Here is a 10251-nt window from a genome sequence, read left to right on the forward strand (position 1 = left end):
AAGTGGTGTGAGCCATTAAGCTAACTTGTACTAATTACCCGTGAGGCTTAACCATACAACGCCAAACGCGTTTTATGTGATAGTGAAACAAGCGAAGAAGTTAATATAACTAAAGTAGATATTACTTAAGAAAGACTTAAAAAATATTATCAGATATTTTCCAAATTCAGTTAGTGCGTAGCGATACGGATTAACGCCCAAATTTGCTTGGTGACAATAGCGTTTTGGACCCACCTGATTCCATGCCGAACTCAGTAGTGAAACGAAACAGCGCCGATGATAGTGTAGCATTTGCTATGTGAAAGTAGGACATTACCAGGCTTCAAATTAAAGAAACCCGTTACAGCAATGTGACGGGTTTTTTGCTATCTGGGATTTACTAAATAGCCAAAGCCCATGCCGAGCCCCGACCGATGATAGTCTAGCATTTGCACTGTGACTTTCTATCGCTGTGGGCACCACGACATCCACTGCGTGGCGCACCGACTTCACATTGTAGAAGCCCGAATCTAACGATTCGGGCTTTTTTACGTCTGCAGAAAAGTAAAATGTGGGGGAGTAATGAACATTACGCATTCTAGGTCTTTCCAATTCACCTAAATATACAAGTCGAGCTGAATAGCTCATTACTTCAGTACTAAAGTTTATAACCAAATATAAAGGCTATTCAAAATAGTCCGTAAGCTTGGGTTTCTTCACTTTCGGATTCTTCTAGTTGGGTTGGTTTAAATATTACGCTTGGATCAATTAATACACTGTGCTTTTGTGAAAGCTTGATTAACCCACGCATCATATTCTTAGTTTGTGGGTCTAGATCAAAACCAACCTCAGTTAGCTTATCTAGTGGCTTAATATCTTCTTTTTTATAGTCGATATTATCTTCGACTTTATCTACCAATAACCCTACATGTGGGTTTAAGCCGTCTTTAGTGGTAAAAACAATAATAGGTTTATAGTCTAATGTTATTTGCTCTTTAGCTGATTCAAATAAACGCTCGAGTTGAATCAAGCTATTACGATTCATTTTGTCGAGCAGCACGGATACTTGTTTATGATCACTCCGATTATGGGCTGCTATAACTTCTTTTATTGTCTCTAGTATTGATTGGAAGGTGTCGTTAAACCGAGACATAGTTAATTTTAAGTCTTCATTATCGGTGTTGAATTCTTTGTAAAAAAGAACAAAATCTTGTAGTTCTGTGTCATTGTTTGAAATAGGAGCCGAGCTACTCGATAAGCTACTTTGAAGTATATTGAACCAGTTTAATAGTTTTTCTTGCCACGATCTGAGTTGTTTTAGTGCATTCGCATTACTTTGCTCAGTTGAGATATTATTTAAAATAATACCCAAATCAAAAACAGGTGTTGGTATATCCATATAATCTTTAACACCAATAAAGCTTTTATTATTGTTTGGTAAAGTTGTTAGATTATTGTCAAAGCGTTCTGTTAATAAAATATCGAGTATTTTAAGTGAAATTGTTTTACAGCCCACTTTAAAGTTTATTAATTCCATGCCTTTATCTTAATTTACCTATTAATGCTTTAAGGATAGAACAAATTAAATAAATAGCTTAAAGATGGATAAGATTTAATAGAGATAGGTAACTAGGAGTTATTAGATGGCACTAGTGAGGTTTTTTATGGCATGTTTAAATTGATTCTCAAGCTGCTTTTTTCCTAATAAACCTAAGTGTTGAATTACTTTTTCATTACATTCATTTTGAAGGACTAACTTTATTAAAAGTTGTTTATCTGACTCTGTTAATTGAGACATACAAGAAGGAGACTGATTCACTACCTGCCAAAGAGTCGCAGAGATATTAAATTGAGTGAAGCTATTGTTTACGAGCAAGGCTAATCGTTCGCGAGTCTCGGGGCTTACTAACTCATCGCTAAATCCCGCAATTAAAATACTTACAAGTTGCCAGTCCAGTGTTTTAAAGTGTGTTAAAAGGCCATAAAAAAAATCGTTTTTAAACTGCTTTTTCAAAGGTTGAATAATCGCACTTTTGTTATTTAAGCATTTAACCACAAGCGCCGAATGTTCTGCCGTGCTTTTATCGCGTTGATAACCCAGTTTTACGGTATCAAACCCTTGTTTTTGCCAAAAGTTAAGTAGCTGCGCTGTTGCGCCAAAGCTTGCACCAAACCAACTACATTGGCTTTTTACTTGCGACTCGCAATAGCTAAGTAGCTTTTTACCAAAACCCATATTGTGAGAACTCGGATCAATCGCTATTCGTACAACGCGAGCGCTCAACTGTGTTAAGTAGTCATTATTAAAACTAAGTTGTGAGAGGGTTTGAGCCATTAAATGACCCTGTGGGCGGCGCTCTCCGCTTATAACCTGTAGAGCAAGTTCTTCACTTAAACCACCTTCTATTGCGATTAAACATACACCAACTAATTGATTGTTAATTTTGCTGATGAATATTCGTTGCGATGGTGCGTCTAGTAGTTGGCGTAAATCGTTTACACTACTTTGATAGTGAGCCAATGCAAGCAGGGCAATAACTTGTTGCAGTAAAGGCTCATTGTTTACAAGGGATTGCTGAGTTATTTCGCTATGAACTGGCTGCTCTAATTGCTCACTACTTAACTCTTTGTATTGTGCATCGAGTGCAAGCAAGGTGCGAATGTGCTTCTCGAGGGGATCGTGTTTAGCAAAACGCAGTGGCTCATCAAGCGTTACAACTTTAGAGGCTTTATAGTGCGCTTTTATATAGTTACTAAAGCGAATGGTATAACCCCTACCATTGCCCTCATACCCAACCAGTGTACTTGCAAAGACTATACGAGGGTAATGAGCTAGCATTTTTAGCAATAACGGAACAGGAATTGCTGCAGCTTCATCAATGAGTAATAAATCGCACTCAGGTAATGCATTTAATAACGCGTCAGGTGCAACGTAGTGCAAGTTGGCGAGCTGTTTATGTTCAGCGTTGTATTGAAAGCTCAGCTCGTTGGCTAAATGCTTAAAGCTACTGTGGGTCGCTTTAAACTGAGTGCTGCAAATAATTACTTTTTTATCAGCTAATTTTGCGGCTGCTAAGCCAAGTGCTGCCGACTTGCCTCTACCTCTATCAGCATTAATGAGTAAAGGCCTGTTGGCACGACCATTAGCTACTTTTACTATTTGTTCAACGCAGTTTTGCTGTGGTAGATAGTCAATTTTATTATCCGTAACAGAGCTGACGAGATTACTAATACAGCCATTTTGTTCACTAAAATGAAAAGCGGGTAATCGCTTAATAATAGCCGCGAAACGTTGATTAAATAAACTGTAGTCAATACTCTGACCGTGTGATTGCACTGTACTTAATGAGGGGTCTTGCCAAGAGGCTAAATCATTTAATTCGGGCAGTAATAAAAACAGTATACCGCCTGCTTTAACGGTGCCGGTAAGTGCTGCAAGTTTATCAGGGTGTAAACCACTAAAACCATCGTAAACAGCATGAGCAAATTCTTGCCCTAAAATTTGGTGAGTGCGAGTAGGCCAGTACGAATTTTTAATCGCGCACTGCTTTGATACAACAAGTGTATTGTTTTCATCTATTAATGAGTTAAGTAATTCATAACACCAAGCAGGGCTGCCCGTAATCAACACTAGCTGACGATGATACGCGCCAGCTAGTTGTTGTTCTAACTCATTTAGGTGAGCTTTATACAGCTTGTAATCGTGCATAGGCCGTTACTAACCATTTACTGCCAAGGTCGTCAAAGTTAACTTGTACGCGAGATTGCGCGCCACTGCCTTCGTAATTAAGTACGGTACCAACACCAAACTTAGCATGCAAAACTCGTTGCCCTAAGTTAAAGCCACTGTCTTCAAATGCGGCATGGCTAACTGATGCGCTAAAACGCCCGGCGGCAGGCGGGCGAGAAACCTGTGTTTTAATACGAATTTCTTCAACGCAGTCCTCAGGTATTTCGCGTAAAAAGCGTGATGGGCTATGGTATTTTTCTTGCCCGTATAAACGGCGACTCTCAGCATGGCTAATGTATAACTTATCCATTGCTCGTGTCATGCCTACATAACAAAGGCGGCGCTCTTCTTCCAAACGACCAGACTCTTCGTTACTTTGCTGAGAAGGGAACATGCCTTCTTCTACGCCCACCATAAACACTAACGGAAACTCTAAGCCTTTAGCTGAGTGAAGTGTCATCATTTGAACGGCGTCTTCGTGCTCTTCTGCTTGTCCTTCACCTGACTCAAGTGATGTATGTGCTAAAAAGCCTTGTAAAGGCGAGCTGTATTCTTCGTCTTCAGGAAGTTCGTACTGGTCACATGCGCTAATTAGCTCTTCTAAGTTTTCTACGCGAGCACGGCCTTTTTCACCTTTTTCAGCTTGGTACATTGCCATCAAGCCTGAGGTTTGAATTGTGTACTTGGCTTGCTCATGCAAAGTTAGATCGCTAATTTTATCTTCTATTTGTTCGACTAGTTCTACAAACTTACTTACGGCACCAGAAGCACGACCAGATAAATGCTGTTGTTCTACAATTGCTTTTGCGGCATACCAAAGCGGTAACGATTCTGCTCGTGCACAATCTCGTATATGGCTCAATGTTTTGTCGCCAATACCGCGTGCTGGCGTGTTAATTACACGCTCAAACGCGGCATCGTCTTGACGATTACCTACTAGGCGTAAGTACGACAACGCATCTTTAATTTCTTGTCGTTCGAAAAATCGCATACCACCGTAAATACGGTATTTTAAGCCTTCTTGTAGCATAGCTTCCTCGAGTACACGAGATTGCGCGTTACTACGGTATAAAATTGCGGCATCTTGTAGGGCATTACCTGCATTTAACCAGCTGCGTAGTTTGCTACTTACAAAGCGTGCTTCGTCTAACTCATTAAATGCTGCATAAATAGAGATTGGCTCGCCATCGTTACCGTCGGTCCACAAGCTTTTACCCATACGTTCTGAGTTATTTTGAATTAATGCGTTGGACGCTTTCAAAATAGTCGCGGTTGAACGGTAGTTTTGTTCAAGGCGAATGGTTTCTGCGCTAAAGTCAGTTAAAAAACGTTTAATGTTTTCGATTTTAGCACCACGCCAACCATAAATGCTTTGGTCATCGTCGCCTACAATCATAATGCTGTTAGTATCGCCAGCAAGTAACTTTAACCAAGCATATTGAATGGTATTTGTATCTTGGAACTCGTCTACGAGCATATGTGCAAAGCGTTGCTGATAATGACGTAGTAACGTAGGGTTATTTTTTAATACTTCGTAGCTGCGTAGTAATATTTCAGCAAAATCAACTAGGCCCGCTCTATCACAGGCCTCTTGATAGGCGGCATAAACACGCAGCATCATTTGCTCGTTAATATCGTATGCTTGGATATCTTTAGGGCGAAGTGCTTCATCTTTTTTGGCGCTTATGTACCAGCCAAATTGTTTAGCAGGCCATTTTTTATCATCAATATTCATCGATTTTAATAAGCGCTTGATCATCCGAAGCTGATCGTCAGAGTCTAAAATTTGAAAGGCTTCAGGTAAGTTAGCTTCACGGTGATGAGCACGTAAAATACGATGCGATAAACCATGGAAAGTACCAATCCACATACCACCTACAGGCGCTTTTAGTGTTTCTTCAACGCGGCCACGCATTTCTTTAGCGGCTTTATTAGTAAAGGTAACTGCAAAAATACTGTAAGCGGAGGCTTGCTCAACTTGCATAAGCCACGCAATACGATGAACTAACACTCGTGTTTTACCAGACCCAGCACCTGCTAATACCAGCATGTTTTGTAGTGGGGCTGCAACGGCATCGCGTTGTTTGTCATTTAAGCCATCGAGTAATTGTGAAACGTCCATCGTTACGCCTTTTTAATCAATATTGTGGCCAGTATAACAGGTGTTTTTGTTAGGCTAAATAAAATACTGTTTTTATAAACAGCTATTTATAAAATAGTGTTCAAAACGAGTAACTTGCTAATTAATTGAGCGAATAGAAAAGTGCAAACACATAACAAAAATTGCTAATTTGACCTAAAGTTAGCAAAATTTACTAACTCTCTAAATCTAGACTAATTTAACTATTTGATTTGTAAGCTTTAATAAATTGGCATAGAGTGTGTAAGTAAATAATTATAAAATCAAATAAATACAGAGGTTAGTATGGCAGATCAAGGTTCTGGCGGTAACGTAATCGCAGCATTATGTAATATATTTTTTCCTGGTTTAGGGCAGTTAGTGCAAGGGCGTATTTTAGCGGCTATATTTTTTGCACTCGCTATTATAATAAGTTACGCACTAATTTATGTGCTTGTAGGCTTTGTACTTGTGCCTATTATTTACTTATGGTCGATTATTGACGCAGCGCGTTATAGATCGCGAAGTTAACGGCTTTAAAGTTGAGTAAAATAGCGCCCTTGTGGCGCTATTTTACTTTATATGTCCTGTGGTTTGCGGGCGTTTACGTATATAATTACGCAATTAAAGATTTACAGGCAAACCCTATGGAATATCAATTTATTCGCGACCCTATTAGTGGGCTACGTATTAAAATAAGCAGTGAACACGCTATTATTGGTCGCTGGCTAAACGAAGAAATAGGCAAAGACAAAGTAGCCATGGTGCAAGCGCTTATTGCATCGGTGAGTTCAAGCTATGAGCCGCTAACGCTAAAAGGCCAAGAAATAGATTTAATATTAACCAAAGACGAAGCACTATTTGAAGCCCATGCGCTTCATCAAGACAGCGAAGACCTAATAGCGTATCAAGATGACGATTTAGCGCTTGAAGAAAATGGTTTAAGTAGTGGTTGTGGCTTTGAAGATTTCATTGATTTAATTGATTCATGGCATGAGTTTACGACGTCACGATAAACATAATTAGCACACTAATAAAAATATACAGCAATGCACAATCAGCATTTTATCTGTATTATTACAGCAACGAAAATTACGCCAACCAAAACGACAGGAGTTGATATGTCTGCCAATTTAAACAAGCTAGTAGTGATGCTAGAAATGCAAAACGCCATGAATACTAAAGTACATGAGCAATGGTTTACTCAAGGGTTTGAATGGTACCGTGCTATTTGGGTTGAGTGTGCTGAAATGCTAGATCATCATGGTTGGAAATGGTGGAAAAAACAAACACCAGATACTGAACAAGTTATTTTAGAGTTGGTTGATATTTTTCATTTTGGTCTATCGCTTAGAATTGACGGCGAAACTAGCTACGAAGACTTAGCAAAGCAACTTGAAACTGAGCTTAGTAATGCTCAACAAGCTGATGACTTTAAGCAAACACTAGAAATATTAGCGGCGTCTGCTGTTGCTGATAAAACGTTTAATGCAGGTGCCTTTGCCGGCTGTATGGCGCAAATGGGTATGGATATTGATGATTTATATCGCGGCTACGTAGGTAAAAATACGTTAAACTTTTTCCGCCAAGATCACGGTTACAAAGATGGTAGCTATATTAAAGAATGGAACGGGCAAGAAGATAACGAGCATTTAGTTGAAGTAGTTAAAAGCCTTGATACAGAACATGCAGATTTTGCAAAGTTAGTATATCAAGGGCTAGAAGCGCGTTACCCAAAAATCTAGCCCACGTAAACTGAGTTAGATAATCTTACGATAGTCGGTAACACTTAGGTAATCGGCTATCTCGTTATGTGGTTGTTGGCTATCAGGGTTAGCAACTGCAAGTAAGTGCTCAATGCCGTATTCTCGCGCGGCATTTAATACCGGCACACTGTCATCTACAAATAAAGTACGGCTTTTATTAAAGCCTAAGTCATCTTGCACTTTATGCCACAAACTTTGTTGCTCTTTACTTACTCCATATTCATGAGTCGACACTACGCCATCTAGGTAGTTATCAATCGCTGTATTCTCAAATTTAAGCATGACACTCTCAGGGTGGGCGTTGGTAAGTAAAATTAACTCTTTGCCTGCTTTTTTAAGCTCAGTTAAAAAATGAGGTACGTCTTCGCGCATTTTAATTAAATGCTGAGACTCTCGTTTAAGCTCCATTATAGGCAAGCTTAATTGCTGCTCCCAATAATCTAAACAATACCACTGTATTTGACCACTCACAGCTTGATAGCGTTTTAAAATATCTGCTTTAGCTGCATCTAGGCTAATACCTCTTGCTAATGCGTGTTGCGCAGGAATAACGTTAAGCCAAAAATGACTGTCGTAATGTAAATCGAGTAATGTTCCATCCATGTCGAGCAAAACGGTATCGATTTTTGACCAATTTAACATAGGAATTTCAACTTATAAGGTTTATTATTGAACTAACTGCCATGATAGCAAATTAACGCCAATGACACAGAAAAAGCACCCAACACCACCACAAATCCTCAGTAACAATGTTGTCGCTAAAAGCCGCCTGTTTACTGTGGAGTCTTTAGAGCTAAAGTTTTCTAATAACGAAGAGCGCCAGTATGAGCGAATTCGCGGCGGTGGCCGGGGAGCAGTGATGATTGTTCCGTTAAGTGCAGACAACGAATTACTACTTGTACGTGAATACTGTGCGGGCACAAACGATTACCAGTTAGGTTTTCCTAAAGGCTTAATCGATCCGGGCGAAACGCCAGAGCAAGCTGCTAACAGAGAGCTTAAAGAAGAAATTGGCTTTGGTGCTGAGTATTTTAAACCATTAAGAACAGTAACAATGGCGCCGAGTTACTTTAATGCCACTATGCATATTTTATTTGCTAAGCAATTATACCCACAAACCCTTATTGGCGACGAACCAGAGCCGCTTGTTGTTGTTAAGTGGCCATTAACTCAGTGGCAGTCATTATTAGACCAAGAAGATTTTACCGAAGCACGCAGTGTTGCAGCTTTGCTATTATTAGATAAGTATTTAGCGTCTGGAGCTGCCGATGAATAAATTAATCGAACCGTGTATTGAATTAGCTGAGCGTGCTGGCGATGCAATTATGGCCATTTATAAAAAAGGCGATATTGGCCAACAAGAGAAATCAGATAATACGCCTGTTACCAAAGCTGACTTAGCAGCAAATGACGTACTGGTTGCTGGATTAAAAGTCTTAGCGCCCGATATCCCAATTATGTCGGAAGAAACACCTATACCTGCACTCGCCGACAGACAGGACTGGCAGCGCTATTGGTTGCTCGATCCGATGGATGGTACAGGCGAATTTATTTTAGAAAGTGGCGACTTTGCAGTAAACATTGCATTGATTGAAAATAATCATCCTGTGCTTGGAGTTATTCATTGGCCTGCAAAAGGTGTGACTTATTTTGCTACAGCTAAAAATGGTGCCTTTAAACGTGAAAACTCAATTGATAAGCAAATATCTGTAGCGCCGCCAGAGAACTTGACGCTTGCAGTGAGCCGCCGCCAAAAAATAGAAGCGGTGAGTCAGTATTTAAATAGTCAGTTTACAACTATTGCTATTGGTTCGTGCTCATTAAAAGCTTGTACTGTTGCAGAAGGCAAAGCAGATTGTTTTTTAAGAATTGGTCCAACGGGAGAGTGGGATACAGGTGCTTCACAAGTTATTGTTGAAGAAGCCGGTGGTTGTATTACCGATGCCGAATTTAATCCGCTAACGTACAACCAACGTGAGAGTACTGAGAACCCTGACTTTATAGTGATGGGACATCCAGACTGGGAATGGCAAAAAATGATTAATCCGCATCAAAGGTTGAGCGCAGAATAGCAATTTGATTGCTTTTTGTTCGGTTGAACAACTTTAATTAGTTTAGGCCTTGCATTAAATGTTTATTCCTATATAGTAGCGCTCTCTTCAAGGCAGGCTCGTAAATATTACGAAAATGTTTTAAAGAAATTACAGGCGCGGGATGGAGCAGTCTGGTAGCTCGTCGGGCTCATAACCCGAAGGTCGTCGGTTCAAATCCGGCTCCCGCAACCAATATTTTTATTAAAATTTGGTGCAATAGGTAGTTTTAAAAGGTCGTCGGTTCACTCTTCACCTTCACAACTCCCACAACCAATTCTTTATAAGATTTGGTTACTGTAAACTCTAGCTTAAGAGATAAAATAAAGTAGTCGATAGACTTAAAATATACAGGCGCGGGATGGAGCAGTCTGGTAGCTCGTCGGGCTCATAACCCGAAGGTCGTCGGTTCAAATCCGGCTCCCGCAACCAATTCTTTAATTGGAAGCCAAGTTGTAATGTAAGCAACTTTAAACAAGTCTACAAATTTCAGGCGCGGGATGGAGCAGTCTGGTAGCTCGTCGGGCTCATAACCCGAAGGTCGTCGGTTCAAATCCGGCTCCCGCA

General features: G+C 40.0%; 9 protein-coding genes, 3 tRNA genes and 1 rRNA gene. 9 read left to right on the top strand and 4 right to left on the bottom strand.

All coding sequences use genetic code 11. The features are described from left to right. The first annotated feature begins 206 nt into the window (after window positions 1-206). A 5S ribosomal RNA gene (gene rrf / locus I6E80_RS20120) occupies window positions 207-321 on the top strand. Between the two features lie 346 nt (window positions 322-667). On the opposite strand, the gene I6E80_RS20125 is transcribed toward rrf, so the two are convergent. The 3 genes from I6E80_RS20125 to uvrD all read right to left on the bottom strand — a co-directional run bounded on the left by I6E80_RS20125 (window position 668) and on the right by uvrD (window position 5831). Beyond that, window positions 668-1516: a chemotaxis protein gene (locus I6E80_RS20125; RefSeq protein WP_197186307.1), complete on the bottom strand. Its 849-nt coding sequence runs from the start codon at window positions 1514-1516 to the stop codon at window positions 668-670. 102 nt (window positions 1517-1618) lie between these two features. After that, the gene (locus I6E80_RS20130) at window positions 1619-3688 is read right to left on the bottom strand and encodes a GNAT family N-acetyltransferase (protein WP_197186308.1); all 2070 of its coding nucleotides are present in this window, start codon (window positions 3686-3688) and stop codon (window positions 1619-1621) included. After that, window positions 3666-5831 carry a DNA helicase II gene (gene uvrD / locus I6E80_RS20135; protein WP_007586555.1) on the bottom strand — a complete coding sequence of 722 codons (2166 nt, stop codon included), beginning with the start codon at window positions 5829-5831 and terminating at the stop codon, window positions 3666-3668. Before uvrD ends, I6E80_RS20130 begins: the two co-directional genes overlap by 23 nt. Window positions 5832-6134: 303 nt before the next feature. Between uvrD and I6E80_RS20140 the strand changes: the two genes are divergently transcribed. The 3 genes from I6E80_RS20140 (at window position 6135) to I6E80_RS20150 (ending at window position 7573) form a co-directional block, all read left to right on the top strand. Further along, the gene (locus tag I6E80_RS20140) at window positions 6135-6359 is read left to right on the top strand and encodes a hypothetical protein (protein WP_002963009.1); all 225 of its coding nucleotides are present in this window, start codon (window positions 6135-6137) and stop codon (window positions 6357-6359) included. Window positions 6360-6475: 116 nt separating this feature from the next. Continuing rightward, window positions 6476-6844, top strand: a complete 369-nt coding sequence (locus I6E80_RS20145; protein ID WP_024592461.1) for a YacL family protein — start codon at window positions 6476-6478, stop codon at window positions 6842-6844. Between the two features lie 105 nt (window positions 6845-6949). Continuing rightward, a complete protein-coding gene (locus tag I6E80_RS20150; protein WP_007586550.1) occupies window positions 6950-7573 on the top strand; it encodes a dUTP diphosphatase in 624 nt (207 codons plus the stop codon). Window positions 7574-7588: 15 nt separating this feature from the next. Here the strand turns inward: I6E80_RS20150 and yrfG are convergent, their stop codons facing one another. Continuing rightward, entirely contained in the window at window positions 7589-8236 is a 648-nt protein-coding gene (gene yrfG / locus I6E80_RS20155; RefSeq protein WP_197186309.1) for a GMP/IMP nucleotidase, read from the bottom strand. Window positions 8237-8297: 61 nt separating this feature from the next. On the opposite strand from yrfG, the gene nudE reads away from it, so the two are divergent. The 5 genes from nudE to I6E80_RS20180 all read left to right on the top strand — a co-directional run bounded on the left by nudE (window position 8298) and on the right by I6E80_RS20180 (window position 10251). Then, window positions 8298-8870: an ADP compounds hydrolase NudE gene (nudE, locus tag I6E80_RS20160; protein ID WP_007586548.1), complete on the top strand. Its 573-nt coding sequence runs from the start codon at window positions 8298-8300 to the stop codon at window positions 8868-8870. Further along, window positions 8863-9666, top strand: coding sequence for a 3'(2'),5'-bisphosphate nucleotidase CysQ (gene cysQ, locus I6E80_RS20165; protein ID WP_007586545.1), 804 nt, complete (start codon window positions 8863-8865; stop codon window positions 9664-9666). Before nudE ends, cysQ begins: the two co-directional genes overlap by 8 nt. A gap of 136 nt (window positions 9667-9802) precedes the next feature. Continuing rightward, window positions 9803-9879: transfer RNA gene (locus I6E80_RS20170), tRNA-Met, on the top strand. A 160-nt stretch (window positions 9880-10039) separates the two neighbouring features. Next, window positions 10040-10116 (top strand) — tRNA-Met (locus I6E80_RS20175). A gap of 62 nt (window positions 10117-10178) precedes the next feature. After that, window positions 10179-10251: transfer RNA gene (locus I6E80_RS20180), tRNA-Met, on the top strand.

It is taken from the genome of Pseudoalteromonas sp. NSLLW218 (genome assembly GCF_015864775.1).
Classification (GTDB): Bacteria; Pseudomonadota; Gammaproteobacteria; order Enterobacterales; family Alteromonadaceae; genus Pseudoalteromonas.